This is a genomic window from Agrobacterium genomosp. 2 str. CFBP 5494, from assembly GCF_900013495.1.
GTDB lineage: Bacteria > Pseudomonadota > Alphaproteobacteria > Rhizobiales > Rhizobiaceae > Agrobacterium > Agrobacterium pusense.
In genome coordinates this window covers 1,740,965-1,766,277 of the sequence record NZ_LT009719.1, presented here as the reverse complement: position 1 = coordinate 1,766,277, position 25,313 = coordinate 1,740,965, and the positions used below count along the sequence as shown (strand labels likewise).

At 60.2% G+C, this 25,313-nt stretch carries 21 protein-coding genes; 4 read left to right on the top strand and 17 right to left on the bottom strand.

Annotated elements, in window-relative coordinates; translation table 11 throughout:
• Nucleotides 1-285: 285 nt before the first annotated feature.
• Entirely contained in the window at nucleotides 286-1,119 is an 834-nt protein-coding gene (locus AGR2A_RS22995; RefSeq protein ID WP_044459382.1) for a MurR/RpiR family transcriptional regulator, read from the top strand.
• Between the two features lie 103 nt (nucleotides 1,120-1,222).
• On the opposite strand, the gene AGR2A_RS22990 is transcribed toward AGR2A_RS22995, so the two are convergent.
• From AGR2A_RS22990 to AGR2A_RS22945, 10 genes are all read right to left on the bottom strand, one after another.
• Nucleotides 1,223-2,800, bottom strand: a complete 1,578-nt coding sequence (locus AGR2A_RS22990) for an FGGY-family carbohydrate kinase (RefSeq protein WP_072493054.1) — start codon at nucleotides 2,798-2,800, stop codon at nucleotides 1,223-1,225.
• 60 nt (nucleotides 2,801-2,860) lie between these two features.
• The gene (locus AGR2A_RS22985; protein ID WP_072493055.1) at nucleotides 2,861-3,580 is read right to left on the bottom strand and encodes an HAD family hydrolase; all 720 of its coding nucleotides are present in this window, start codon (nucleotides 3,578-3,580) and stop codon (nucleotides 2,861-2,863) included.
• Nucleotides 3,581-3,587: 7 nt separating this feature from the next.
• The gene (locus AGR2A_RS22980; protein WP_072493056.1) at nucleotides 3,588-5,072 is read right to left on the bottom strand and encodes a mannitol dehydrogenase family protein; all 1,485 of its coding nucleotides are present in this window, start codon (nucleotides 5,070-5,072) and stop codon (nucleotides 3,588-3,590) included.
• Between the two features lie 119 nt (nucleotides 5,073-5,191).
• Complete coding sequence (locus AGR2A_RS22975) at nucleotides 5,192-6,190, bottom strand: ABC transporter ATP-binding protein (RefSeq protein ID WP_072493057.1); 999 nt, start codon at nucleotides 6,188-6,190, stop codon at nucleotides 5,192-5,194.
• A 12-nt stretch (nucleotides 6,191-6,202) separates the two neighbouring features.
• The gene (locus AGR2A_RS22970) at nucleotides 6,203-7,027 is read right to left on the bottom strand and encodes a carbohydrate ABC transporter permease (protein ID WP_004445255.1); all 825 of its coding nucleotides are present in this window, start codon (nucleotides 7,025-7,027) and stop codon (nucleotides 6,203-6,205) included.
• A gap of 12 nt (nucleotides 7,028-7,039) precedes the next feature.
• Nucleotides 7,040-7,912, bottom strand: coding sequence for a carbohydrate ABC transporter permease (locus tag AGR2A_RS22965; protein WP_034496826.1), 873 nt, complete (start codon nucleotides 7,910-7,912; stop codon nucleotides 7,040-7,042).
• A 166-nt stretch (nucleotides 7,913-8,078) separates the two neighbouring features.
• Nucleotides 8,079-9,392, bottom strand: coding sequence for an ABC transporter substrate-binding protein (locus tag AGR2A_RS22960; RefSeq protein WP_034496827.1), 1,314 nt, complete (start codon nucleotides 9,390-9,392; stop codon nucleotides 8,079-8,081).
• Between the two features lie 144 nt (nucleotides 9,393-9,536).
• Nucleotides 9,537-10,490, bottom strand: coding sequence for a sugar-binding transcriptional regulator (locus AGR2A_RS22955; protein ID WP_006698333.1), 954 nt, complete (start codon nucleotides 10,488-10,490; stop codon nucleotides 9,537-9,539).
• A 306-nt stretch (nucleotides 10,491-10,796) separates the two neighbouring features.
• Nucleotides 10,797-12,647: an ABC transporter ATP-binding protein gene (locus AGR2A_RS22950; RefSeq protein ID WP_072493421.1), complete on the bottom strand. Its 1,851-nt coding sequence runs from the start codon at nucleotides 12,645-12,647 to the stop codon at nucleotides 10,797-10,799.
• Nucleotides 12,648-12,696: 49 nt separating this feature from the next.
• Nucleotides 12,697-13,860, bottom strand: a complete 1,164-nt coding sequence (locus tag AGR2A_RS22945) for a M20 aminoacylase family protein (RefSeq protein WP_004445263.1) — start codon at nucleotides 13,858-13,860, stop codon at nucleotides 12,697-12,699.
• Nucleotides 13,861-14,165: 305 nt separating this feature from the next.
• On the opposite strand from AGR2A_RS22945, the gene AGR2A_RS22940 reads away from it, so the two are divergent.
• From AGR2A_RS22940 to AGR2A_RS22930, 3 genes are all read left to right on the top strand, one after another.
• A complete protein-coding gene (locus tag AGR2A_RS22940; RefSeq protein ID WP_072493058.1) occupies nucleotides 14,166-15,875 on the top strand; it encodes a peptide ABC transporter substrate-binding protein in 1,710 nt (569 codons plus the stop codon).
• A gap of 142 nt (nucleotides 15,876-16,017) precedes the next feature.
• Nucleotides 16,018-17,028, top strand: coding sequence for an ABC transporter permease (locus AGR2A_RS22935; protein WP_072493059.1), 1,011 nt, complete (start codon nucleotides 16,018-16,020; stop codon nucleotides 17,026-17,028).
• Nucleotides 17,021-17,941 carry an ABC transporter permease gene (locus AGR2A_RS22930; protein WP_072493060.1) on the top strand — a complete coding sequence of 307 codons (921 nt, stop codon included), beginning with the start codon at nucleotides 17,021-17,023 and terminating at the stop codon, nucleotides 17,939-17,941. The genes AGR2A_RS22935 and AGR2A_RS22930 overlap by 8 nt, the downstream gene beginning before the upstream one ends.
• Before the next feature lie 72 nt (nucleotides 17,942-18,013).
• Here AGR2A_RS22930 and AGR2A_RS22925 read toward each other — a convergent pair whose 3' ends face one another.
• The 7 genes from AGR2A_RS22925 to AGR2A_RS22895 all read right to left on the bottom strand — a co-directional run bounded on the left by AGR2A_RS22925 (nucleotide 18,014) and on the right by AGR2A_RS22895 (nucleotide 25,158).
• Nucleotides 18,014-18,364: a ribbon-helix-helix domain-containing protein gene (locus AGR2A_RS22925; RefSeq protein ID WP_065117712.1), complete on the bottom strand. Its 351-nt coding sequence runs from the start codon at nucleotides 18,362-18,364 to the stop codon at nucleotides 18,014-18,016.
• 69 nt (nucleotides 18,365-18,433) lie between these two features.
• Nucleotides 18,434-19,000 (bottom strand): DJ-1/PfpI family protein, encoded by a 567-nt coding sequence (locus AGR2A_RS22920; protein WP_072493061.1) that lies wholly within the window; start codon nucleotides 18,998-19,000, stop codon nucleotides 18,434-18,436.
• 97 nt (nucleotides 19,001-19,097) lie between these two features.
• Nucleotides 19,098-20,492 (bottom strand): amidase, encoded by a 1,395-nt coding sequence (locus AGR2A_RS22915; RefSeq protein ID WP_072493062.1) that lies wholly within the window; start codon nucleotides 20,490-20,492, stop codon nucleotides 19,098-19,100.
• A 53-nt stretch (nucleotides 20,493-20,545) separates the two neighbouring features.
• Nucleotides 20,546-21,367 carry an ABC transporter permease gene (locus tag AGR2A_RS22910; RefSeq protein ID WP_167378240.1) on the bottom strand — a complete coding sequence of 274 codons (822 nt, stop codon included), beginning with the start codon at nucleotides 21,365-21,367 and terminating at the stop codon, nucleotides 20,546-20,548.
• Complete coding sequence (locus AGR2A_RS22905; RefSeq protein WP_004445279.1) at nucleotides 21,364-22,314, bottom strand: ABC transporter permease; 951 nt, start codon at nucleotides 22,312-22,314, stop codon at nucleotides 21,364-21,366. The genes AGR2A_RS22910 and AGR2A_RS22905 overlap by 4 nt, the downstream gene beginning before the upstream one ends.
• A 194-nt stretch (nucleotides 22,315-22,508) precedes the next feature.
• Nucleotides 22,509-24,044, bottom strand: coding sequence for an ABC transporter substrate-binding protein (locus tag AGR2A_RS22900; RefSeq protein WP_035207069.1), 1,536 nt, complete (start codon nucleotides 24,042-24,044; stop codon nucleotides 22,509-22,511).
• 211 nt (nucleotides 24,045-24,255) lie between these two features.
• Entirely contained in the window at nucleotides 24,256-25,158 is a 903-nt protein-coding gene (locus AGR2A_RS22895; protein WP_035207068.1) for a LysR family transcriptional regulator, read from the bottom strand.
• Between the last annotated feature and the right edge of the window lie 155 nt (nucleotides 25,159-25,313).

Genomic DNA, 25,313 nt, shown 5'->3' with positions numbered 1-25,313 from the left:
TTGAAGCTTCTCGGGTTGGGGCACTCTCTCAGGAGGAGATAGGCAATGACCCCATCCTGCGCAAGACGGGGACCCAAAAGGTAGATTAGCGCGATCTAAACCGGAGATGGAATTTCTCTTGAATAAAAGGTATCTCTAAAATATATTAATATACCTATCATAATTCGCATTCCGGTCCGGTGGAGGACAAGGCCGGAAAAGCTATCCCCCACCGTCAAATTGCGGTTCGCACGCTTGTCTGCGCGCGCGCATGCATCATCGTTCAATAAAGATAAGAATGAGGCGTTGGTGGAAAAGCTGCTGTTGAACCTTACGCGCGCCATGAAGGCAGGCACCCCTTCCGAGCGCAAGATCGCCAAATATCTGATCGAACATCTCGACGAATTACCGTTCGAGACGGCGCAGACGCTGGCTGCGAAGCTCGGCCTCAGCCCGATGACGGTCGGACGTTTCCTGCGCTCGCTGGGATACCGGCAGTTCAGCGATATCCGCGCCGATCTGCGCCATGCCGAAGAAACCGCCGGCGCGGACCAGCCCGCAACGGCGGAAGGCGGCGAACGCCAGTCCAACCCGTTTTCACAGCTTCTTTCGCAGCAGATCCAGGCCGTCCAGACTGCCTTCGACATGACGTCCCAGTCAATCTGGCGGCTTGCCATGAACGAGATCGCCACGGCGGGCGATGTCTTTCTGGCAACCTCGCCGGAAGGTCTCGATGCCGGGCGGCATTTCTACGCGCGTCTTCTCGAAAGCCGGGGGCACATCCATTATCTCGGCAGCGACAGCGCCGCCTATGTTGCCCTGTGGGATTTCGACGCCGCGAAGACCCTGCTCGTCATCATGGATTGCGGCGGCAGCCTGTCACCGCTGCAGCGCTTGGCTGCAATGGCGCGCAAGAGCGGCTATCGCACATTGCTGATCACCACGCGCTTTTACGAATGGGGTCCGGAAAGTGCCGACCTCTGTCTCGCCATGCCGCAGGCGCAAAATGGCGGCCAAGGCTTGCTGCAACTGGTTTCCCTGCTGGAATTCACCCTCTGCGCGCTAAGCGCCGGGGCAGATGACGCAACAAAAGCGCGGGCGAAAAACTTTGCCGCGCTGAAGCGCTCGCTACGCGGCTGATCTGCGCTTGGCGGGCGGCAGGATCGAGTGGCCACCACCTGTTTCTTCTCCCGCCGGAGAAGAATCGCGCGGCATCCGTCAGCAAAAATTCCACGCTGATAAGTCAAAGGCTTTCCAGCTCCTGACGATGCCGGTACATGGCGAGAAAACGGCGATAATCCCGCTCATAACGTGGTCCCCGCGCCGGATCGCCTGATATTTCCGCGTTGCCGGGGTACATGGCGGCGCCAGCAGCCGCGAGGCTTGCATGCACCCCGCCGGCGGTTGCCGCTGTCATTGCCGTGCCCAGTAACACCGCATCGGCGGTGGCGGGAACCACGATGCGCTTGCCGGTCACATCGGCATAAAGCTCCATCAGCAGCGGGTTTTTCACATGTCCGCCAGTGACATGCAGGCTCTCCACGGCATAACCGAAACGCTCCATCGCATCGAGCACATGGCGCGCGCCGAGCGCAATCGCAACGGCGGTGCGCCAATAGAGACGGCAGAGACTGTCGAAAGACGTATCCAATGTCAGCCCGCTGATGACGCCGACGGCGTGCGGATCGGCAAGCGGCGAGCGGTTGCCGTGAAAATCCGGCAGCACATGCAGCCGCTCGGCAAAGGCCTCGCCCTCAAGCGCCCGCAATTCCGTTACCCGCGCAACGATGCGGGCATGCAGCGCCGTATCCGGCTCCCCGCCCGCCGCATGCATGCGTACCATATGATCGAGCAGCGCGCCGGTGGCCGATTGCCCGCCCTCCACCAGCCAGTGCCCGGGCAGGATCGCCTGCCAATAGGGGCCCCAGAGGCTATGGCCGGGCATTTGCCGCTCAGACACCGCGACAAGGCAGCTCGAAGTCCCGGCGATCAGCGCAACATGGCGGCCAACATCGGCAGACAGGCATCCGCCCAGCGCCCCCAGCGCGCCGGCATAGGCGTCGATCATGCCCGCAGCGACCTGACAACCGGTATCCAGACCAAGCTCGGCTGCAGCTTCGGGCGAAAGCGGGCCGATGCTTTCTCCCGGCATCACGGTGGTTTCGGGGAGCCCTGCCCGCTCTCTCAAGTCGGCAAGCCCCGCCAGTTCGAGATAATCCGCCTGCCAGCCGGGATTTTCCTGCGCAAGAAAATTCCACTTCGCCGTCTGCGTGCAATTAGAACGTTTTGCTGAACCGGTCGCTTTCCACGTCAGGAAATCCGCCAGATCGAAGGCGAAGGACATGCGCGACCAGCTCCCGGGCATATGCTGCTTCAGCCACATCAGCTTCGGCATCTGCATTTCCGGCGAGACGCTGTTGCCGGCGAAATCCAGCACCCGGTGTCCCGATGCCGTCAGCCGGTCGGCCTCCGATATCGCCCGGTGATCGAGCCAGACGATGGTGTCGAACCGGTCTTCCCCGGTCACGGATACCGAAACCGGCTCACCCCGCCCATCGCGGATGACGAGCGAACAGGTGGCATCGAAACCGATTGCAGCAATGCTTTGCGGCGCAACACCCGCCTCGGCAAGCGCTGCCCTTACCACGATGCAGACTGCCTTCCATATGTCGGTGGAATCATGTTCGGCGTGGTTTTCCTGCGGTCTCTGCATCAGGATCGGATGGGTGGCGCGGGCAAGCAGCCGGCCGGCCGCATCGAAAATGCCGGCCCGGGCGCTGGCGGTGCCGACATCGACAGCGACGAGATTTTGACGCTTCAAGACTGCAATTCCATCCCTTGCGCAACGGCCCGGCGACAGCGGCGGCAGGCGAAATCCGTTTTAGCCTGCATCACGTTCCGCTTGGCCGCCCAAACCGCCCTTCCCCACATAGCTGCCGACAAGTTGGACCAAATCCGGCATCGCGTCAAACACGGCATCCGCGCCAAACCCGGCGATCTTTTCACGGAATGCGGGAAAACGGGCATGCGAACCACCGGTAAAAGCAAAAACGCCCATGCCGGCGGCCTTTGCCGCGGCAATACCGGCCGGGCTGTCCTCGATCACGATGCAGTGACGCGGATCGACGCCCATCTGGCGCGCCGCGTGCAGGAAGAGATCAGGCGCCGGCTTGCCGTTCTTCACCATGGTGGCGCTGAAGACATGTGGCTCAAATTTTTCGATCAGGCCCGTCAGCCCAAGTGAATAACGGATACGCTCCGGCTGGCTGGAAGAGGCGACGCAGCGCCTGAATGGCACAAGCCTGTCGAGCGTCTGCGCAATGCCGTCGATCGGCTGCAACTCGCTTTTGAAGCGCTCGAACAGCGTCGCCCGCATATGATCGAGAAAATCGATATCCGTCTCGACACCGTAATCCTCGAACAACGTCCTTGTCATGCTGGCGACGCTTCGGCCGAGAAAGCGCTCATAGGCTTCCTCCTCCCCCATCGTCACACCCAAATGGGAGAGCATGTCGAGGAGGACGGAGATGGAAACCGGCTCGCTGTCGACAAGAACGCCGTCGCAGTCGAAAATCAAAAGGGGGCCGGTGTCGTCTTCCATCTCATCGTCACTTTTCAGCCAGCTTGTCATCCAGATAAAGCTGCAAGGTCTTCGCTGTACCCTCTTGCCACAGCGTCTTCAGCGCGTGGGCGAAGCGTTTACGGAAAAGTTCCGATTCGGCAACTGCTCCGAAAATATCGTTAAGCGCGAGGAAGGCCATGGGATCGTCCTTGGCCTTGATGGCCGCCGCCTGCAGGCGCTCGGCGCTGGCATCGTTGAAGACGATTTCCTTGCCGCTGTCCGAGGTGCCCTGAAAATAACGGCACCACAAGGCCGAGACGAGGGATAGACCGATGATATCCTCTCCGCGCTCCAGCCGGTCGGCGGTGGAAGGCAGGATGAATTTCGGCTGGCGGTTGGAACCGTCCTGCGCCAGACGCGGAATGGTGTCGCCAATCTTCGGATTGAGGAAGCGCCGCTCGATCAGCGAGAAATACTCATTGAGGTCCGTATCCGGCACCGGCGGAATGACCGGTATGATCTCTTCCTTTTCGAGCTTTGCCAGAAACGCCCGGATCAGCGGATGCTCCATCGCCTCGTGGACAAAGTGGATGTCGAGCAGCGCCGCCGGATAGGCGATTGCCGCATGGCCGCCATTGAGGATGCGGATTTTCATATGCTCATAGGGCGCAACATCGGATACGAACTGCACGCCCGCTTTCTCGAGCGCCGGGCGGCCCGCCGGGAAATTATCCTCCATCACCCATTGCTTGAATTCTTCGCAGAACACCGGCCAGTTGTCGTCGATGTTGAAGTCATCCCGGGCGATGTTGCGTTCGCGATCGCCGGTGGCTGGCGTGATGCGGTCGACCATCGAATTGGGGAAGGCAACGTTTTCGCCAATCCAGTTGGCAAAGGCAGGATCGGACAGGGCCGCCAGCCCGACCACGGCATTTTTCGTGACCTTGCCATTATGCGGAATGTTGTCGCAGGACATGACGGTGAAAGGCTGCACGCCTCTGTCGCGCCGCGCCTTCAGCCCGGCGACGATCAGCCCGAACACGGTTTTCGGCGAAGCCGGATTTCTGCCGTCTTCGGCAATCGCCGGATGCTGCGGGTTAAACGAACCGGAGGCGTCAATGAAATAACCGCCTTCCGTGATCGTCATGGAAACGATGCGGATCTGCGGATCGGCCAGTTTTTCGATGATCGCCGCGCTGTCTCCGACCGGCAGAATATCGATCATCGGCCCGGTGACACGCGCACCGGTGCGGTTATTGTCCTGCTCCACAACGGTCGTCAGGAGATCCTGTGCGGCGAGTTTTTCGCGCATCACCGTATCCGACGGCAGGACACCCGCGCCGATGATCGCGAAGTCATGGTCCGCTCCGGTGTTGAACAGGTCGTCGAGATAAACCGCCTGATGGGCGCGGTGGAAATTGCCAACGCCGAAATGCACGATGCCGGCAGAAAGATCGTCCCGGCTGTAGGACGGAACGGCCGCGGTCTTTTTTGCTTCGTCAAGCGTTGCGAGGGAAAGTTTGCATGTCATGTCATGATCCTCGAAGGGAAAACGGTGGTCTTGCCAATCGCCCTGTCGCGGGCATTCGGACTATCTGCAAACGGCCGCCACCGAATGGCGAGCCGCTGCGTCTTTAGGGCCAGCCCCGCCTAGATTGCCTTGCCCTTGTCATCGAACCTGTGGATTTTGGTATCGTCGGGCGTGATGAAGACAGTGTCGCCGTGCTTGCAGGCGAATTCGCCGTCCGCGCGGGCGGTAATCGGGCCGATGCCTGGGACATCGATATGCAGAAATGTGTCGGAGCCGAGATGTTCGGCGACGGTGACCTTGCCCTGCCAGAGACCGCTTTCCTTCGACAGCACCAAATGTTCCGGCCGAACCCCGGCTGTGGCGGCACCCTTTTGGCGGGCGAAGTCACCGGTGATGAGGTTCATGCGCGGCGAGCCGATGAAGCCGGCGACGAAGAGGTTGGCGGGAGAGCGATAGAGCTCCATCGGCGAACCGACCTGCTCGATATTGCCACGGTTCAGCACCACGATCTTGTCGGCCATGGTCATGGCCTCCACCTGGTCGTGGGTAACGTAGATCATCGTCGTTTTCAGCGTGTTGTGCAGCTCGGAGATTTCCAGCCGCATGGTGCCGCGCAGCGCCGCATCGAGGTTGGAGAGCGGCTCATCAAACAGGAAGGCGGAAGGCTCGCGCACGATGGCGCGGCCAATCGCCACGCGCTGGCGCTGGCCGCCCGAGAGCTGTGAGGGCCGGCGTTCGAGATAATCGGTGAGGTTCAGCACCCGTGCCGCATCCTCCACCTTCCTGTCGATAACCGCCTTGTCGAGCTTGGCCATCTTCAACGGAAAGGCGATGTTGTTCCTGACGCTCATATGCGGATAAAGCGCATAGGACTGGAACACCATGGCAAGGCCACGTTCGGCCGGCGCCCGCTCGGTCACATCCTTGCCGTCGATGACGATCTTGCCGCCGGAGACATCCTCCAGCCCGGCGATCAGGCGCAGAAGCGTGGACTTGCCGCAACCGGAGGGACCGACGAAGACGACGAATTCGCCATCGTTGATATCGAGATCGATCGACGGGATGACCTTTGCCTCACCGAAGACCTTGGACACGTTCTGAAGGGAAATGCTGCCCATGTTTGTCGTTCCTTATTTCACGGCGCCAAAGGTCAGGCCGCGCACGAGTTGCTTCTGCGAGAACCAGCCAATGACGAGAATGGGGGCGATCGCCATCATCGAGGCGGCCGAAAGTTTTGCCCAGAACAGCCCCTGCGGCGAGGAGAAGGAGGCAATGAAGGCCGTCAGTGGTGCCGCATTGGTGGTGGTCAGCCGGATGGTCCAGAAGGATTCATTCCAGGCGAGGATGACGTTTAAGAGCAGCGTCGAGGCAATGCCGGGCACCGCCATCGGTGTCAGCACATGCACGATCTCGTTCCACAGCGATGCACCATCCATGCGCGCCGCTTCCAGGATCTCGCCGGGAATTTCCCGGAAATAGGTGTAGAGCATCCAGATGACGATCGGCAGGTTGATGAAAGTCAGCATGATGGTGAGGCCAATGCGGGTATCGAGCAGCCCGGCATTGCGGAAGATCAGATAGATCGGCACCAGCACGGCCACCGCCGGCATCATCTTGGTGGAAAGCATCCACATCAAAATGTCCTTGGTGCGCTTGGTCGGCGAGAACGCCATGGCCCAGGCGGCAGGAATGGCGATGATCAGCGCGATGATCGTAGAACCTAGTGACAGCACCACCGAGTTCATGAAGGGCTTGAAGTAATCGCGCTGGGTCTGGACCGTCACGTAATTCTCAAGCGTGCCCGAGGGAATGAGGCTGAAGCCGGCGATCGCCTCCGGCTCGGTCTTGATCGAAGTGAGGAAGGCGTAAAGGATCGGAAAGAACAGCAGGAGCGCGACGATCCATGCGGCGATGGAGAAGCCGATCTTTGCGCGAGTGGTTGTCTTGCGGGCCATGATGTTTCCCCTTTACCGGTCGAGGTTCTTGCCGACCGCGCGCATCAGGAAGATGGCGACGATATTGGCGAGGATAACGGCGATGATACCGCCGGCCGAAGCGCCACCCACGTCGTAACCCAGAAGCGCGGTGCGATAGATCAGGAAGGCAAGGTTGGTGGACGCATAACCCGGGCCGCCATTGGTGGTGACGAGGATTTCCGCGTAGACACCGAGCAGGAAGATCGTCTGGATGAGGATGACGACCGTGATGGCGCGGGAAAGATGCGGCAGCGTCAGATAGATGAAGCGGTTGGCGAAGTTGGCGCCATCCATCTCGGCCGCTTCCTTCTGCTCACCATCGAGGGATTGCAGCGCGGTGAGCAGGATCAGCGTCGCAAAGGGCAGCCATTGCCAGGCGACGATGATGATGATGGACAGCAGCGGAAACTGTGCAAACCAGTCCACCGGCTGGAAACCAAAGAAGCGGGAGAGATCGGCGAGCACGCCATAACCGGGATGCATGATCATATTCTTCCACACCAGCGCGGCAACCGGCGGCATGACGAAGAAGGGCGAAATGATCATGATGCGCACGATGCCCTGGCCGAAAATATCGTTGTCAAGCAACAGAGCAATGGCAATGCCGCCGATCACGGTGATCAAAAGCACCCCGCCGACGATCAGCAGCGTGTTCCAGATCGACTGGAAAAAGGCGGGGTCGGTGTAGAAATACTGATAATTGAACAGGCCAGCGAAGCTGACATTGGCCGGGTTCAGGAGGTTGTAGTTCTGGAACGAGAACCACAGGGTCATTGCCAGAGGCACGATCATCCAGACCAGAAGCAGCAGAACCGAAGGCGCAAGCATCACCCGCGCAAGACCGCTTGTGTTTCGCGTTGCCATTTGCACTCACCTCCCCTTGGGCTCGGGCATCAAGAGATGCGCCCGGCATATCCGGAAGAACCGGCTCATTCTTGTTTTGATTTGAAAGCTATCGAAGCCGCATGGCGGTCTTCAGCCCGCAGTCTCGCTGCCCGGCATTGGCGCCGGACAGCGATCTTCGGGAGGATTACTTGATGTAACCGGCGCGGGTCATTTCGCGCGTCGCGGTCGACTGGGCGCTGGCAAGCGCATCATCGACGCTGGACTGGCCGGCAACGACCGCCGAGAACAGCTGACCAACCGTGGTGCCGAGCGCCTGGAATTCAGGGATCGCCACGAACTGACCGCCGGTGTAAGGCACGGGCTTTACAGTCGGCTTGGTGATGTCGGCGGCATCCATGGCGGCAAGCGTCGGCTTGGCGAAGGCGGCAGCCTTTTCATAGTCGGCGTTCTTGTAAAGCGAGGTGCGGGTGCCCGGAGGCACGTTTGCCCAGCCTTCCTTGGAAGCGACGAGTGCGGTGTAGTCCTTGCTGGTTGCCCAGGAGATGAACTTCTCAGCGGCTTCGGCCTTCTGCGAGCTCTTCGGGATAGCAAGGTTCCAGGACCACAGCCAGTTGCCGTGGTTCTTCAGCTCACCATGGGTCGGGAAGAGCGCGTAACCGACCTTGTCGGCAACGGTGGAATCCTTCGGATTGGAAACGAAGGAGGCAGCCACAGTGGCGTCAATCCACATGCCGCACTTGCCCTGCTGGAACAGCGTCAGGTTTTCATTAAAACCGTTGGAGGAGGCACCGGACGGGCCGGCATCCTTCATCAGATCAACGTAGAACTGCAGCGAGCTCTTCCATTCCGGCTGATCGAACTGCGGCTTCCAGTTTTCATCGAACCAGCGGCCACCGAAGGAGTTGGTGAGCGCGCTGATGAAGGCCATGTTCTCGCCCCAGCCGGCCTTGCCGCGCAGGCAGATGCCGTTGATATCGGCCTTGCGGTCGGTGATCTTGCGGGCCGCATCGCCGATGAATTCCCATGTGGGGTTATCAGGCATCTTCAGGCCGGCTTTTTCAAACAGGTCCTTGCGATACATGATCATGGCGGATTCGCCGTAGAAGGGGGCTGCGTAAAGCTTGCCGTCAGCGGAAAGGCCGCCACGGATCGCCGGCAGAATGTCGTCGACGTCATATTTGTCGCCGAGCTTTTCGAGCGGCAGCAGCCAGCCCTGCTTGGCCCAGATCGGCACTTCGTAGTTGCCGATGGTCATGATGTCATATTGACCGCCATTGGTGGCGATATCGGTCGTCACGCGCTCGCGCAGGACGTTTTCTTCAAGCGTTACCCATTCGACCTTGATATCCGGGTTCTTGGCGGTGAAGTCCGAGGTGAGACCCTGCATGCGGATCATGTCGCCGTTGTTCACGGTGGCAATGGTCAGCGTCTCGGCGGATGCAAGGGTCGAAAAGGCGAGTGCCGAGCATGCGCCCAGCAAAATGGTCTTCAATGTCATATCTTCCTCCCAGAAGAAAAATGATGAGCATTCGCTTTGCTCTGGGGCATTTACTCACTCGCAGATCAAAAATGTCAAGCGACATCCTGTGCTGCGACGCAGAGAGAAAAATCAAGTATTTGATTTTACTAAATTAACTTTTGCTCAGTGTGTGAGCAAATATTCACTTGTCGCTTCGTCGGTGATGAGCCCGTTCAACAGGCCACCCTTCAGCGCCGCCAGAATCGATGCGTTCTTGCGCGCACCCTGCGCCATGCCGATGACGGTGCAGGTGTCTCGTGAGGGAATGGGAACGGAGGCGACGCGCTCGTTGACGGAATGCTCGAGAATGCGACCTCCCGCGTCATATATCCAGCCGCAGATCTCACCGACAGCACCGCTCGCCATCAGCGCCTTCATCTCGTCGACGCCTAGAAAACCATCAACGCAGAGCGGCGCGTTCTCACCGAGTTCACCGACACCAACGAAAGTGACGTTGGCAGCAGCGCCGAGCGCCAGCGTGGAGCGCACCATGGACTGATCATGTAACAGTTCCCGCTCCTCTGCCGATGAACAGAGCACCGGTAACGGCATCGGGAAATGCCGCGCCTTGATGGCATCGGCCATGCTGAAGATGACGTTGTAATAGGCGGCCGATCCATCAGGGCCGATATTGCCGGTCAGCGACACGATGCGGTGCTGCGGGCACTCCATCGGCGGCAATTGATCCACGGCAGCCTTCAAGGTGCGGCCGGTACCGATGGCGAGCACGATGGGATCGGCATTCTTCAGCCAGCGCTCGATTTCCGCCGCGCCCGCCTCGGCAATGCCGACGGTCGAGGACACACCGGCGGGATCGCTCGGCACCACCTCGATATATCTAAGGTCGAATTTCTCTTTCAGCCGCTCGGCCTTTTCGAGACAGGCGGCAATGGGGTGGTCGAGCCGGACCTTGATCAGCCGCTCGGCAACCGCCAGCGACACCAGCCGCTGCGCCGACTGCCGGGAAATGCCCATGGCGGCGGCAATCTCGTCCTGCGTGCGACCGGCGACATAATAAAGCCAGCCAGCACGGGCCGCATCATCCAGCCGTCCATGTGCGTCGTTTCGTCTGGCCATGCCGCTGCCCTCTGAGAATTTCGTCTGCGCATTTGCTGGCATTTTTTTGCAGCGGCTGTCAAACGGGGGGATGCGCAGGGGAGCGTGCGACGGGCGTAAAATCATCTGTCGTGGCAGTGCGGCAGGTTTCTTCTCCTCGAGGGGGAGAGGTGGCCCGAAGAGTCGGATGAGGGGGCAAGCTCTCGGTTTATCTCTACCCTTGCCCCCTCATCCCGCTGCCGCGGACTTTTCCCCGGCGGGGAGAAGAAATATGCGGGAACCACCCGGTCCCTTTATCTGCGTCAGCCCGAAGCCAGCACTGCTCAATCAAGCCGCTTCCTGCACCAGGTGCCCCGCCGAAACCTCACGATAAAGCCGCTGCGGCGGCACATAGTCCACCGGCCGGATCGGGCTTCTGATCTCGTCGGTCGCCATGTTGCGCTTGATCTGCCGTCGCGCGGGATCGGGCACCGGAACGGCGGACATCAGCTTCTTCGTATAGGGGTGCTGGGGATTATCGAAAACGGCCGCGCGCGGGCCGATCTCGACGATCTCGCCAAGATACATCACCGCCACCCGGTGACTGACCCGTTCCACCACCGCCATGTCATGGCTGATGAACAGGAAGGCGAGGTTGAGGTTTTGCTGCAGGTCGAGCAGCAGGTTGCAGACCTGCGCCTTGATCGAGACATCGAGCGCCGATACCGCCTCATCGGCGACAATGACCTTGGGATCGAGCATCAGCGAGCGGGCAATGGCGATGCGCTGGCGCTGGCCGCCGGAAAATTCATGCGGGAAGCGCCGCATCATATCCGGGCTCAGGCCCACTTTTTCCAGAAGATCGGCAGCCTTTTCCCGGGCCTGCTGTTTGGTTCCGAGGCGATGTTCGATAAAGGGCTCCATGATCGCCGTGCCGACGCTCATGCGCGGGTCGAGCGAGGCGAAGGGGTCCTGGAAGATCATCTGCACGCTGCGGCGCATGGTTCGCAGCGTCGTCTTGTCGAGCTTCAGCACCTCGTAGCCATCGAGCATGACATCGCCTGACGTCGGCTCGATCAGCCGGGTGATGGAGCGGCCCGTGGTGGACTTGCCGCAGCCCGATTCACCCACCAGCGAGAGGGTTTCGCCCTCGGCGAGATCGAAGGAAACCTTTTCCACCGCATGCACGGCGCCGGATTTGCGGCCGAATAGGCCGGAGCGGATGTCGAAACGGGTGGTCAGATCCTTGACCGAAAGGATGGGCGTGCGGCCGCCGGAGACAGTATCCTTCACGTCCGCCACAGGCTGACTTTCGCCGGTCTTGATATCGATGATCGGGAAACGGGCCGGCAGCAGCCTTTCCTTCATCGAACCCAGCTTCGGCACCGCGGAAAGCAGGGCTCGCGTATATGGGTGGCGGCCACGATGGAAAATGTCGTCGGTGGTGCCGGTTTCCACCACATCGCCACGGAACATGACGATGGTGCGGTCAGAGACTTCCGCCACCACGCCCATATCGTGGGTGATGAAGAGAACCGACATGCCCTCCTCTTCCTGCAATGTCTTGATGAGGTCGAGAATCTGGCCCTGGATGGTCACGTCGAGCGCCGTCGTCGGCTCGTCGGCGATCAGCAGCTTCGGTTTGGAGGCAAGCGCCATGGCGATCATCACGCGCTGGCGCATGCCGCCGGAAAACTGGTGAGGATAATCGTCGAAACGGTTCTTCGCATTGGGAATGCGGACTTTTTCCAGAAGCCGGATGACCTCGGCCTTTGCGGCAGAGGAGGAAATATCCTGATGTACGGTCAGCGCTTCGGCGATCTGCTTGCCGATCGGAAAGATCGGGTTGAGGCTGGTCATCGGCTCCTGGAAGATCATCGAAATGTCCTTGCCGCGGACCTTGCGTATCTCTTCTTCCGGCAGTGCCAGCAGATCGCGCCCGCCGAGCATGACCTTGCCTTCGATGCGGCTCGTCTTTTTATCGAGCAGCCGCATGATGGAGAGCGAGGTGACGCTCTTGCCCGAGCCGCTCTCGCCGACGATCGCCACCGTCTCACGCGGCGCGATCTCGAAACTCATATTGCGCACCACGGATTTCCAGCCGCCATCGACGCGGAAGGAGGTGGTGAGATTTTGAACCGATAAAACCGGGCTGACCGAACCGCCGGTCTGTTCCATTGATGTCGCTGCCAAAAGCATGCCGATCTCCTGAAAAGCAGAAGGCGGCCACGAGGGGCCGCCGGATGTCTCATGCAGCAAGTGCGGTTTCGGCCATCGAAACCCAGTAGCTGATGCCGTAAGGCAGCGCGTCGTCGTTGAAATCATAGGCGGCATTGTGCAGCCCGGCGGTATCGCCATTGCCGATGAAGATGAAGGCGCCGGGGCGCGCCTCCAGCATGTAGGAGAAATCCTCGGCGCCCATATGCGGATTGGGATTGGTGTTGACGGCGTTGGCGCCGGCCACACCCATTGCCACGCCGGTCGCGAATTCTGTCTCGTCACTGTGGTTGAACGTGACGGGATAACCGCGATCGTATTTCACCTCCACCGTCGCGCCATGAGCCATGGCGGTGGCGGCGGCCACTTCCTTGAGGCGCTTTTCGGCGAAATCGCGGGTCTCCGGCAGCAGCGTGCGCACGGTGCCGGTCAGCGTCACCGCACCGGGAATGACGTTGGACGCCGTGCCGCCATGGGTGGTGGCCACGGTGACGACGAGTGATTTCAACGGATCCGTCTCGCGCGAGACGATGGATTGCAGGGCGATGATGATATGCGCCGAAGTCAGCACCGGATCGATGGAAAGATGCGGTGCCGCCGCGTGGCTGCCCTTGCCGGTGATGGTGATTTCGAAACTGTCCGCAGCCGCCATGGTGGAACCCTTGCGGATGGCGAACTGCCCGACGGGGATGCCCGGCTCGTTATGCATGCCATAGACCTGCGAGATGCCGAATTTCTCCATCATGCCGTCATTCAACATGGCAAGCGCTCCCGCGCCACCTTCTTCCGCCGGCTGGAAGATCACGGCCACCGACCCCTTGAAATTGCGCGTCTCGGCCAGATATTGCGCCGCACCCAAAAGCATGGCGGTATGCCCGTCATGACCGCAGGAATGGGCCTTGCCCGGCGTCTTCGAGGCCCATGGCTTGCCGCTCGTCTCAAGGATCGGCAGCGCATCCATGTCGGATCGGAAACCGATGGTCGGACCATCCCCGTGCCGGCCCTTGATGATGCCGACCACGCCTGTTTTGCCAATGCCCGTTTCGACCACGTCGCAGCCGAAGGATTTCAGTTTTTCGGCAACGAATTTCGATGTTTCGTAGACATCGTAGAGCAGTTCCGGGTGTTCATGCAGATGGCGCCTCCAGCCGGCAACTTCTTCCTGCATTTCAGCCACACGGTTCAATATCGGCATTCTCTTTTTCCCTTTTTTTGTTCCCCGCCGGGTTGTCGGACGCCATATTGAGTTTGGAATTTCCTCTTTTGCAAGCATGAAATTTGCTGCATGAGCGAAAAATAGGCCCAAAACTAAATGGCTCAAAATTTGTTCATCAATGAAACATTCGGACTTGCTTTTCAAAAAAACTGACAATAGCATCATCTGGAATGGAGGAATATTCCTTAGCAAAGTCAAATAGTTAGAATAACAGACCTTGCACATGACGACGGGAAAAGCGTCAAACATTCAAACAGATAAAATCCAAAAAGGGGAAAACCACAATGAAGAAGCGCAGCGTTCTCTTTGCCGGCACGGTGGCGGCCATGGCTCTCGCGGGCTCTGCCGCCCACGCCGAGCGCGGCAGTGACGGCGAACTGAAAATCCTGTTCTGGCAGGCCGTATCGACGCTTAATCCCTATCTTTCGGGTGGCACGAAGGAAGTCTACAGCTCGTCCATGGTTATCGAGCCGCTGGCGCGGTATGACGAAAAGGGCGAGCTGGTGCCGATGCTGGTGACCGAGATTCCGACGATCGACAATGGCGGCGTCGCGAAGGATCTGCTCAGCATGACGTGGAAGCTGAAGACCGACGTGAAGTGGTCTGACGGCACGCCCTTCACCGCAGAGGATGTGATCTTCACCTGGAAATATTGCACCGCACCCGATGGCGGCTGCGCGCAGGCGGCACAATATGAGGGCGTGAAGAACGTCGAGGCCATCGACGACCACACCGTCAAGGTCAGCTTCACCGAGCCGAAACCCTACCCCTATTCGGCATTCGTGGGCGCACAGTCGCCGGTCATCCAGAAGAAGCAGTTTGAAAAATGCGTAGGCGCGGCAGCTCCCGGCTGCACCTCCACCAATTTCGGCCCCATCGGCACCGGCCCCTTCGTCGTCAAGGATTTCAAGCCGAACGACGTCATCAGCTTCGTTGCCAACCCCAATTACCGTGACCCCGCCAAGCCCGCCTTCGCCACGGCGACCCTGAAGGGCGGCGGCGATGCCGCTTCCGCCGCGCGCGCCGTGCTGGAAACCGGGGAATTCGACTATGCCTGGAACATGCAGGTCGAGCCGGAAATCCTCGCCACCATGGTGGCGGCCGGCAAGGGCAAGCTGGAAACCGCCTTCGGCACGCAGGTCGAGCGTATCAATCTCAACTGGTACAATGCCGATCCTTCGCTGGGCGACAAGCGCTCCACCAAACAGGCCGGTCCCCATCCTGCCATTTCCGATCCCGCCGTGCGACGCGCGCTTTCGCTCGCCATCGACCGTGAGGTCATCGATGAAGCAGGTTACGGAGAAGCGGGCAAGCCGACCTGCAACATCGTACCGGCTCCGGAAGCCGTCGCTTCCACCAAGAATGACAGCTGGTGCCTGAAGCAGGATGTGGAAGGCGCAAACAAGCTATTGGACGATGCCGGCTGGGTGAAGGGTGCCGATGGCATTCGCGCCAAGAATGGCGTGAAACTTTCCTTCCTTTACCAGACGTCCACAAACTCGGTTCGCCAGGCCACGCAGGAACTGGTGAAGGACATGTGGTCGCAGATCGGCGTCGCTTCCGAACTGCGCAATGTCAGCGCTTCGGTCTTCTTCGGCGGTGACCCGGCGAGCCCGGATACCTTCCAGAAATTTTATGCCGACGTCGAAATGTACACCAACAATTTCGACGGTACGGACCCGGAAAAATATCTGGCGGAATGGCTGTGCGACAAGATTCCGGCCCCTGAAAACGGCTGGCAGGGGCAGAATATTCCGCGTTACTGCAACCCGGAATTCGACAAGCTTGTGGGTGAACTCTCCAAGACCGCCGACCTTGCCAAGCGTGCGGAGATTTCCAAGCAGCTCAACGACATGCTGACGGAGGAAGGCGCGCATATTCCGCTCATCCACCGCGGCAGCGTTTCCTCGCATTCGCTGACGCTGGAAGGCGTGCGCATGAATGCCTGGGACTCGGAACTCTGGAACGTCGCGGACTGGTCCCGCAAGAAGTAACACGCAGATGCGCCGGCTTCTCCCCCGGAGAGGCCGGCCTTCTGCATGCCCCTGGACCATGTTCTGAAGACACATTTGCCGCGTTAAGGCGAAATAGCTCCCAATTTTCGCTCTGCCGCGCTCTGGGTCTGGAGAGTTTCAGATGTTTACCTTTACGCTCCGGCGGCTAGCCTTTGCCGTTCCGACGTTGCTCGTCATCAGCTTCGTCATCTTCGCGCTGCTTGATCTCGCGCCCAACGATCCGACCGGCGACCTTCCCCTCACCATCCCGCCTGAAGTGCGTGAGCAAATCCGCGCCTCGCTTGGCCTCGACCAGCCCTTCTTCATCCGTTACCTGATGTGGCTGCAGCAATTCTTCATCAACGAGCCGCTGAACCTCTTCGAAAAGCTGACCGGCTGGCAGATCGGCGATGGCAGCCGTATGCGGGTGCTTTCCTGGGCGACACGCAGCCCGGTGGTCGATCTCGTCATCCAGCGCATGCCGCAGACACTGTGGGTGGTGGGCCTTGCCTATCTCTTCGGTGCGCTGCTGGCGATCCCGATCGGAGTGATCTCCGCCTACAAGCAATATTCGATCTTCGACCAGATCGGCACTTTCGTCTCCATGGTCGGTTATTCGGTGCCGACCTTCTTCACCGGCGTGCTGCTGGTCGTCATCTTCAGCTCTCACCTGCAATGGTTCCCTTCAGTCTACGACACCAATCTGAGGGTCACGGACTGGGCGAGCTTCGTGGCGCAGGTGAAGCAGATGTTCCTGCCGGTGCTGGTCCTGACGCTCTATAACGTCTCGCAGATCAGCCGCTTCGTGCGCGCCTCCATGCTCGACAATCTGCATCAGGATTACGTGCGCACCGCACGCGCCAAGGGCGTGAAGGAAAAATCCGTGCTGCTCATCCACGTGCTGCGCAACAGCCTCATCCCGGTCGTAACGGTTATTGCGCTTGGGGTGCCGACCATCTTCTCCGGCGCCATCATCACCGAGCAGATTTTCCGCGTGAACGGGCTTGGCCAATTGCTGATAACAGCCGTTCAGGGGGCGGATATTCCGCTGGTTCAGACGCTGACCTTCATCTTTGCGGTGCTGATCGTGCTCTTCAACCTGATTGCCGACGTGCTTTACGGCATTCTCGACCCGAGGATCCGCTATGACTGACGCCACCATTACAGCGCCGACGGTTGCGGCCACCCCCACGCAATCCGCCCTTGCCGATATCTGGAAACAGTTTCGCGTTCACAAGGGCGGCGTGGCGGGGCTCTTCGTCTTTGTCTTCATCCTGCTCGCGGTCTATGTCGGGCCTTATATCCACACCGTTGCTCCGAACGCCATCAATGTGAAGGCGCGCAACCAGTGGCCGTCGCTGGCGCATCCCTTCGGCACCGATAATCTTGGCAAGGACATGCTGGCGCAGGTCCTGGCCGGCGGGCGCATTTCACTTGCCGTCGGCATCACCGCGATGCTGCTGGCTCTGTTCCTCGGCACGCTGGTGGGTGTTCTATCAGGTTATTTCCGCAGACTGGACGGACCCTTGATGCGCCTCACCGACCTGTTCCTGGCGCTACCGCTTTTGCCGCTGCTGCTCGTCATCCTGATGCTGTTTCGCGACACGCTGCGTGCGGCCTTTGGACCGGAGACTGGCATCTTCATCCTGATCGTCTTCGTGATCGGGATAACCAGCTGGATGCATACAGCCCGCATCGTGCGCGGTGATGTGCTGACGATCAAAAGCCAGGAATTCATCATGGCTGCGAAATCGAGCGGCATGCGCGAATACCGCATCATCCTCAGGCATATTCTGCCGAATGTGCTGAGCTCGATCATGGTCTCCGCCACGCTCGGCATCGCTGCCGCCATCATCACGGAATCCGCCCTCTCCTTCCTCGGTCTCGGCTTCCCCTCCGACTTTCCGACCTGGGGACGGCTGCTGTTCGACGGCGCGAACTTCCTGCAACTGACGCCCTCGCGCGTGTTGTGGCCGGGGCTGGCGATTTCGCTGACGGTTCTGAGCGTGAATTACATCGGCGATGCCGTGCGCGATGCGCTTGATCCGCGGGCGCTGAAGAGCTAAACGCTTCCCTCATCCCTGTGCTAGTCACAGGGATGAGGTTGAGCGTATCGCGGCACAAAAGCGGGACGCGTCCTAGTGATAATTCACCTTTTCTGCATCCAGAATGCTGTCCGCATCCAGCGCCGCAATCGGAATATCTGTCCGCGCCGGAATATCTCCGGAAAGCTGAAGCGCGAGATAACGCCCGCAGCAGACCCGCAGGAATGAGGTGAAATTGCCGAGATCGTGCCCGGCATCGATCGATTCATTATAAAGCTTGGCGATGAGCTGCACGCTGTTCATGCCGTCGCGCCGCGCGATCTCGTCCAGCGTCGTCCAGAAAAAGTTCTCAAGCCGGACACTGGTGACCATGCCATCGATGCGGAGCGACCGCGTATGGCTTTCCCAGAGCGTCGGGTCTGCCTTGATGAAGAGCTTGCACATGGTTTCCTCCCTCACCACGCCTGAGATATAGGCGGAAAACAGGGCCGGAAAAAGCCCCGTTCGCCGGTCTTATTTACCGAGCACCGCCATGAACTGCGAAAGCCAGGCGGGATGGGCGGGCCATGCGGGTGCCGTCACCAGCTTCCCGTCGGTCACCGCCGCATCGATGGCGATATCGGCATAGGTGCCGCCTGCCAGCTCAACCTCCGGGCGGCAGGCGGGATAGGCCGAGCAGGTGCGGCCCTTGAGCACACCCGCAGCCGCCAGCAATTGCGCGCCATGGCAGACGGCCGCGACAGGCTTGTCTGCCTCGAAGAAATGTTTCACCGCCGCCAGCACGTCCGAATTGAGCCGCAGATATTCCGGCGCACGGCCACCCGGAATGACCAGCGCATCGTAATCCGCCGGTTTAATATCGGCGAAGGTGGCATTGAGCGCAAAATTATGGCCGCGTTTTTCCGAGTAGGTCTGGTCGCCCTCGAAATCGTGGATGGCCGTGGCGATGGTCTGGCCCGCCTTCTTGCCGGGGCAGACGGCGTGCACCGTGTGGCCGACAGCGAGCAGCGTCTGGAACGGCACCATGGTCTCGTAATCCTCGGCGAAATCACCGGTGATCATCAAAATCTTCTTCGGCATGTCTGCTCCTCCCGTTTTCGAATGCCTTTTGGCACCCTAACAGGAGGGATCGACGTGCGGGTATTATGGCAATACTACATGCCCGATAAAGGAGATATCAGCCGGCCGGCGGCTCCGGCCAGCGCCGGACGCCACCACCCCAATCCTCGAAAGACTTGGACAGTTTGAGCACGAATAGATCCTGGTAACGCGGACCGACGATCTGCAGGCCGATGGGCATGCCGGATGTGGAGAAGCCGCAATTGATCGAGGATGCGGGCTGCTCCGACATGTTCCACGGCACGGTAAAGGCGATATGTTCGAAGGGCCGTGCAGGATCGTTGGTGGGAGAAGCCCAGTCGGCAGGATAGGAGACGATGGGGTTAACGGGTGAAATCACCACATCAACGGACTGCATCAACCGCCCGCAAACTTTACGCATTTCCATGGTCTGGTTGAAACCGAAAACGGCACGCGCGCCGGAAACATCAGCACCCTTTTCCGCCCATTCGTGAATATAGGGAAGGATCGCGGCACGACGATCCGCGCTCAACGCCACCATGTCGCCCCAGAACTTCGCCCGCCAGAAATCATCCAGCCCGTCGAGCATCTCACGCGTCAGCACCGGCTCGACCGGGATGACAATGGCGCCGGCCGCCTCGAACAGTTTTGCAGCCGCGACAACGGCGTCGCGCACCTCTTCGTCCAGCGGCAGGCCGCAGCCCGCATCCAGCATCAGTCCGATTTTCAGGCCTTTCACATCAATATCGAGGTCCATCCAGTCGATGCTGTTCGGCGGCAGCGATGTGCCGTCGCGCCAGTCCGGCCGCGAAAGCGTTGCCATGGCATAAGCCGCATCAACGACCGTGCGCGTCATCGGCCCGGCACAGCGGCCGGTATAATAGGGATCAACCGGGATACGACCCTGGCTCGGCTTGAAGCCGAAGAGGCCCGTCCACCCCGCCGGCAATCTTACCGAGCCGCCAATATCCGTGCCGATATGCAAGGTGCCGTAACCCGCAGCACCGGCCGAAGCAGCACCGGCGCTGGAGCCGCCGGGATTCTGGCTCGGGTCCCACGGGTTGCGGCTGAGCTTATGGAAGCTGGAAAGGCCGGAAGAGAGCATGCCGTAATCCGGGCACGTCGTCTTGGCATAGATAATCGCACCATCCTCACGGCAACGGGCGGCCACCGGCGCGTCTTCAACCGCGGGCAAAAGCTCCACCGCCCTGGTGCCGAGCGGCACAGGATGGCCTTTCGTGGCGATGAGTTCCTTCAGCGAGACCGGAATTCCATCGAGGGCTCCCAGCGTTTCACCCTTTTGCCAGCGCTCCGTCGAGGCCAGCGCCTGCCTGCGCGCATCCTCCGGATCATAAGCGTAAAGGGCGTTCACGACAGGCTCGAATGCCTCGATACGCGCCTCCACCGCCTGCCAATATTCCGATGGCGAGAGTTTCTTTTCCCGGTAAAGCGCCAGAATTTCGAGCGTGTTGAGGTGTATGAGATCGGTCATGGCATCGTCTCGTCAGAAAAACAGGAAATAGGGGCGATATCGGCGTGAAGCGGTCAGCTTGTATCGCGCGGGTCCAGCAGGTCGCGCAGGCCATCGCCGAGAAGATTGAGGCCGAAGACGGCGAGCGCAATGGCAAGGCCGGGCATGATGGCAAGCCAGGGCGCCGCATCGAGATAGGTCTGGGCGTCGGCCAGCATCCGCCCCCAGGTGGCGGCGGGCGGCGGCATGCCGAGACCGAGGAAGGAAAGGCCTGCCTCCGTCAGTATTGCAAGACCCAGCTGGATCGTCACCTGCACGATGATCTGGTTGGAAATATTCGGCACGACGTGCAACATCGTGATCGTGGCGCGGTTCTGGCCAATGCTTGTGGCGGCGGTGATGTATTCCCGCGCCCAGATTTGTAAGGCCGCCCCCAGCGTCAGTCGCGCAAAGACCGGCACCATGAAGGTGGCGATGGCGATGATGGCGGTAAAGCGTCCCGTGCCGATGAAAGCGCCGAGCATCATGGCCGACAGGATGGGCGGCACGGCGAAGATGATATCGCAGATGCGCATGACGACGGTTTCGGTAAAGCCGCGCAGCGCCGCGACCGTGACGCCGATCGCCGTGCCGATAAAGGCGCCAATGGCGACGGCGGCAATGGCGGTGGAAAGCGAGTTCCACGCACCGGCCATCAGCATGGAGAGCACATCGCGGCCGAAATGGTCCGTGCCAAGACCGCCATAAACAAAAGGCGATTTCAGCTTTTGCACGATCTGCATCTTGGTGGGCGAAACCGGCGTCCAGACTAGCGACAAAAGGGCGACGGCGACGAGAAAGGCCGTGACGACAATGCCGATAACGAAGGCCGGGCGGCGGCGGATAAATCGCATCATCGCGCACCTGCCCGCAGTCTCGGGTCGATGAAGAGATAGGCTATATCGACCACGAAATTCATGATGATGACCAGCGCCGAGAAGAACAGCACGACGGACTGCATGACGACGATATCCCGCTGGGTCAGCGCCTGATAGGCAAGCCGGCCAAGGCCCGGCAGGTTGAAAACGTTTTCCACCAGCACCGCACCCGCAATGAGGAAGGTGAATTGCAGGCCGATCATGGTGACGACGGGTATCATCGCGTTCGGCACCGCATGCCGCCACAGCGCCACTCGCTCGCTCAGGCCCTTGGCCCGGGCGGTGCGCACGAAATCCTCGTTCATCACTTCAAGCACGGCGGAACGGCAGACGCGGGTAAGAACGCCGGCCTGCGACAGTGCCAAGGCGACCGCCGGCAGGATGAGCGCCGTGAGACCCGCTGCAAAGCTTGGCGACCAGCCGGGAAAACCGCCCGCCGGCATCCAGCCAAGCGTGGTGGAAAAGACGATGATGAGCAGCAGCCCGACCCAGAAGCCCGGCACGGCAATGCCCACATGGGAAAACAGCCCGGCCGCGAAATCCAGCGCCCCGTTGCGGTTCCTCGCCGCCGCTACGCCGAGCGGGATGGCGATAGTGACGGACAGGCAAACGGCCAGCAGCGCAAGCGGCAGCGTCACGGCCAACCGCTCGACGATCAGGCCCGCCACCGGCACGCCATAGGTATAGGATTGTCCGAGATCGCCGCGGAAGACGCCAGCAAGCCAGTGGATGTAGCGCAGCAGCAGCGGCTGATCGAGACCCATCTGCTTTTGCAGTGCGGCCAGCGTATCCGGACTGGCCGAGGTTCCCAGCATGATGGCGGCCGGATCACCCGGCAACAGGCCCATGACAAGATAGATGATGAGCGAGACGGCAAACAGCGTGATGACGAGGCTTACGAGACGCCGGATGAGGACGGCTAACATCTGGCATCTGCTCCTTGCGATACTTTACGAGCGACGGCTGGAAAGCTCCACACTCTCCCGTCATGCCGGACTTGATCCGGCATCCAGCCGACGCGCGTCTGCGCGGCGGAGGGAGCCTTTTCAGCCCAAGGACTTGGGCTGGCTGGATGCCGGATCAAGTCCGGCATGACGGAAGACATGAGTATCGTCAAACGTCACTCTTCCCAATGCACATCCGTCAGCACATTCGAGGGAATGGGCTCGTTTTCCCACAGCCCTTTCACCTTCTTGTCCCAGACCCCGAGCTTCGGCATCACGAACAGGAACAGCGCCGGCACATCTTCGGCGAGGATTTTCTGGGCGTCGCCATAAAGCTTTTCCTGCTCAGCCGCATCCGCCGTCTTTTCGACGCTGGCGATGACCTCGTTGAAGGCCGGGTTCTTGTAGTTGAAATAATAGGGATCACGGGAGTAGATATCGATATCCATCGGCTCGGCATGGGCGACGATGGTCATGTCATAGTCCGCACCCTTCAAAACATCCGCCACCCATTTGGCCGGAAATTCCGTGGTCTCGATGGTCATGGTCACGCCGATTTCAGCCAGCATCGCCTGCAGGATTTGCGAGGTGCGCTGGGCATAGGCCATCTGCGGGGCCTTGATGGTGAAGCTGAAACCGTCCGCATACCCCGCTTCGGCAAGCAGCGCCTTGGCCTTATCGATATCATAGGGATGAACGCCCGTCGTATCGATGTATCCGCGATCATTCGGCGTATAGTGACTGCCGATGGCCGTTCCGAAACCGGACCATGCACCCTCGATGACGGTGCCACGATCCACCGCCATCATCAGCGCCTGGCGCACGCGCTTGTCGCTGAAGGGCTTGCGGGCGCTGTTCATGCCCGCCACGACCTTCAACTCGGTATTGCCGACGAAGGTGCCGAGGCGCGCATCGCCGTCAAACGAGCTCATCAATTCCGGCGCACCGAATTCCGGGAAGGCGTCGATATCGCCGGATTTCAGCGCCGCCGCCTGCGCCTGCGGATCGGAAACGAAACGGAACGTCGCCTTTTCCAGCTTTACCGACACGGCCTTGTCCCAATAGGCGGCGTTCTTCTGCAACTCCACCTTGTCGCCCTTGGCCCAGTTCACGAATTTGAACGGGCCGGTGCCGACGGGCGTGGTGCGGTTGGTCTCTGCGCTCTTGGGCGCGACCATGACGGAGGCCGGCCAGCCGAGCCAGTAGATGAGGCTGCCGGCGGGCTGCTTCAGCTTCAGAACCAGCGTGTCGGCATCCGGGGTCTCGATGCTGTCGATCGCCGCAAAGAAGCGTTTCTGCGGATTGACGGAAGCTTCACCACGCGCCCGGTCCAGCGAGAACTTCGCGACGGAGGAATCGAACGCCTCGCCGTCATGGAAGGTGACACCCTTGCGCAGCTTGAAGGTATAGGTCTTGCCATCAGGGGAAATCTCCCAGCTTTCGGCGAGCTGCGGCTTCACCTTGCCCTTGCTGTCGATGGTGACGAGACCTTCGAAAATATTCTGCCAGGTGACCTGACCGATGGCGACGGGAGCGGCAATGGTCGGATCGAGACCGGTCGGCTCTACCGTCATGCCAAGCGTCAAAGCGGTTTTCGCCGCAGCTTCGGCCTCAGCAATCGAGAGCGGTAGAAAGAGCGCCGTGCCGAGAGCAAGCGCCAGCGCGGTACGGCGCGAGAGCTTCGCCGCCTGCGAAAGATAGGTACGTGGCATCCTTTAGTCCCCTGTCTGGCGGCCGGGGCATTTTTGCCCTTCCAAAGACCACCCGTTGCAAAAAGAGTGTCATGTTGCAGGCGCACACACAATCATGATTTTTGTGTGCTCCGTGTAGCTGAAATGGCTACACGGGAATGCGGGTGAAAATCAACCTTGGTGGGCAATTCCGGGAACGTCTCCGGTTCCTCGCCCCGCCGAGGAGAAGAAACTACCCTGCCGTCGCCTCACGCATGAAACGCTCGATGAAATCGGCAAGCTTGGAAGCTGCGAAGGACAATTGCCTGTCGGGCGCCACACAGAGGTCGATCTGGGTGTGGATACCCTTCTTGCCCGAGAGCGGAACGGCGACCATCTGGCCGCTACGGATTTCGCGCGCCACCGAAAGCGCCGGCAGCAGCGTGGCCGCGGCGTGGCCCAGCACCAGCTCTTTCAGCATTTCCAGCGAACTGGTGATGAAAACGGGGTCAAGTTCGATATCCGCCTCGGCAAAAAGCGTATCGAAGGCCTGCCGCGCGGCAAAACTCTTGTCCGGCAAGGCAAGTGGCAACCCGGCCAGTTCCTTCAGCGACACCTCCGGCTGACCGGCAAGGGCATGACCGGCGGGAAAGATCGCATCGTAATTGATGCGCGTGCGCGAGCGCACCTTGACCCCGGAAACCTTTGGCGCAAACAGGCTGACGACGAGGTCTGCTTCCGCAGCTCCCAGCGCTTCCATGGCTTGGCGCGCACTGGTGATATGGACCTCGAAACGCAGCTTCGGATATTTGAGGCTGAACTGCGCCAGCACCGGCGCCAGAAGGTTGGCCACTGTAGCGCCATTGGCGTAAATCGTCACCCGGCCGCGCTGCAGACCTTTGAGATCGTCGATCAACTGGTGCACATGGTCGAGTTCGCGCAGCGTCTTGCCGGCGCGGGCGGCCAGCAGCTCGCCCGCCGCCGTTAGCTTCACGCCACGGCTGGAACGCTCCACCAGGGGCGAGCCGAAATAATATTCGAGATTTTCGATCTGCCGGCTCACCGCCGTCGGCGCCACATTCAGGTTTTCCGCCGCGGCGCGCATGGAATTGGTGCGGACGAGTTCATCGAAATACATCAAGGCGCGCAATTGCATGGGTGGTACCTTGTTCGGGTGGGCTGGTGTGCGGCTCACCATATCATCGCAGCGTCGCGAGAGAATACTTCACCCGGAAAGATCGCTCGTGAAAGCAAAGCTCGCCGCTTGTTTCTTCTCCCCGCAGGGGAGAAGGTGGCCCGAAGGGTCGGATG

What these genes read in the sequence shown, in the direction of transcription:
- AGR2A_RS22985 (WP_072493055.1), bottom strand. Translation starts at nt 3,580, where the DNA reads ATGGAAGACGACACCGGCCCCCTTTTGATTTTCGACTGCGACGGCGTT.
- AGR2A_RS22980 (WP_072493056.1), bottom strand. Translation starts at nt 5,072, where the DNA reads ATGACATGCAAACTTTCCCTCGCAACGCTTGACGAAGCAAAAAAGACC.
- AGR2A_RS22975 (WP_072493057.1), bottom strand. Translation starts at nt 6,190, where the DNA reads ATGGGCAGCATTTCCCTTCAGAACGTGTCCAAGGTCTTCGGTGAGGCA.
- AGR2A_RS22970 (WP_004445255.1), bottom strand. Translation starts at nt 7,027, where the DNA reads ATGGCCCGCAAGACAACCACTCGCGCAAAGATCGGCTTCTCCATCGCC.
- AGR2A_RS22965 (WP_034496826.1), bottom strand. Translation starts at nt 7,912, where the DNA reads ATGGCAACGCGAAACACAAGCGGTCTTGCGCGGGTGATGCTTGCGCCT.
- AGR2A_RS22960 (WP_034496827.1), bottom strand. Translation starts at nt 9,392, where the DNA reads ATGACATTGAAGACCATTTTGCTGGGCGCATGCTCGGCACTCGCCTTT.
- AGR2A_RS22955 (WP_006698333.1), bottom strand. Translation starts at nt 10,490, where the DNA reads ATGGCCAGACGAAACGACGCACATGGACGGCTGGATGATGCGGCCCGT.
- AGR2A_RS22950 (WP_072493421.1), bottom strand. Translation starts at nt 12,647, where the DNA reads ATGCTTTTGGCAGCGACATCAATGGAACAGACCGGCGGTTCGGTCAGC.
- AGR2A_RS22945 (WP_004445263.1), bottom strand. Translation starts at nt 13,860, where the DNA reads ATGCCGATATTGAACCGTGTGGCTGAAATGCAGGAAGAAGTTGCCGGC.
- AGR2A_RS22940 (WP_072493058.1), top strand. Translation starts at nt 14,166, where the DNA reads ATGAAGAAGCGCAGCGTTCTCTTTGCCGGCACGGTGGCGGCCATGGCT.
- AGR2A_RS22935 (WP_072493059.1), top strand. Translation starts at nt 16,018, where the DNA reads ATGTTTACCTTTACGCTCCGGCGGCTAGCCTTTGCCGTTCCGACGTTG.
- AGR2A_RS22930 (WP_072493060.1), top strand. Translation starts at nt 17,021, where the DNA reads ATGACTGACGCCACCATTACAGCGCCGACGGTTGCGGCCACCCCCACG.
- AGR2A_RS22925 (WP_065117712.1), bottom strand. Translation starts at nt 18,364, where the DNA reads ATGTGCAAGCTCTTCATCAAGGCAGACCCGACGCTCTGGGAAAGCCAT.
- AGR2A_RS22920 (WP_072493061.1), bottom strand. Translation starts at nt 19,000, where the DNA reads ATGCCGAAGAAGATTTTGATGATCACCGGTGATTTCGCCGAGGATTAC.
- AGR2A_RS22915 (WP_072493062.1), bottom strand. Translation starts at nt 20,492, where the DNA reads ATGACCGATCTCATACACCTCAACACGCTCGAAATTCTGGCGCTTTAC.
- AGR2A_RS22910 (WP_167378240.1), bottom strand. Translation starts at nt 21,367, where the DNA reads ATGATGCGATTTATCCGCCGCCGCCCGGCCTTCGTTATCGGCATTGTC.
- AGR2A_RS22905 (WP_004445279.1), bottom strand. Translation starts at nt 22,314, where the DNA reads ATGTTAGCCGTCCTCATCCGGCGTCTCGTAAGCCTCGTCATCACGCTG.
- AGR2A_RS22900 (WP_035207069.1), bottom strand. Translation starts at nt 24,044, where the DNA reads ATGCCACGTACCTATCTTTCGCAGGCGGCGAAGCTCTCGCGCCGTACC.
- AGR2A_RS22895 (WP_035207068.1), bottom strand. Translation starts at nt 25,158, where the DNA reads ATGCAATTGCGCGCCTTGATGTATTTCGATGAACTCGTCCGCACCAAT.